Raw genomic sequence first — 550 nt, forward strand, 5'->3', positions numbered from 1 at the left:
CGAGGAAATGCTGCTGGACGCGGGGTCGTGGTTCGTATGAGACAATCCGCCGGTGGGGCATCAAGTTCGGTCCGCATTACGCTCGCCGCGCGCCGCAAGCAGCACAGCCGAAACGATGTCTGGCATCTGGACGAGGTCGTCATCACCATCGCCGGCAGGAAACATTGGTTGTGGCGCGCCGTCGACCAGGATGGCCATGTGCTCGACGAGATCGTCCAGAACCGCCGCAACACCAAGGCGGCCAAGCGCTTGCTGACGCGGCTGCTGAAGAAGCAAGGCGTCGCGCCGAAACGCATGATCACCGAGAAGCTGCGCTCCTATGGAGCAGCCAGGCGACAGGTGATGCCGGACGTCGAGCATCGGTCGCACAAGGGATTGAACAACCGGGCGGAGAATGCACAGTGCCCCTGCGAAAAACGGGAACGGATGATGCAAGGCCTCACCAGGAGCACTGCAACGCTTCGTTTCGATCTTCTCGGCTCTGCGCAATCTCTTCGTCCCGCCCCCCTCAAACGCTCAGCTCTCGCTACACATACTCACCGCCTGCAGG

1 pseudogene is annotated in these 550 nt (G+C 61.8%); it reads left to right on the forward strand.

From position 1 onward, the window contains the following. Positions 1–550, forward strand: a pseudogene (locus NKH93_RS34265) (IS6 family transposase); the annotation flags it as partial.

The organism is Mesorhizobium sp. M0954, assembly GCF_040319155.1.
Classification (GTDB): Bacteria; Pseudomonadota; Alphaproteobacteria; order Rhizobiales; family Rhizobiaceae; genus Mesorhizobium.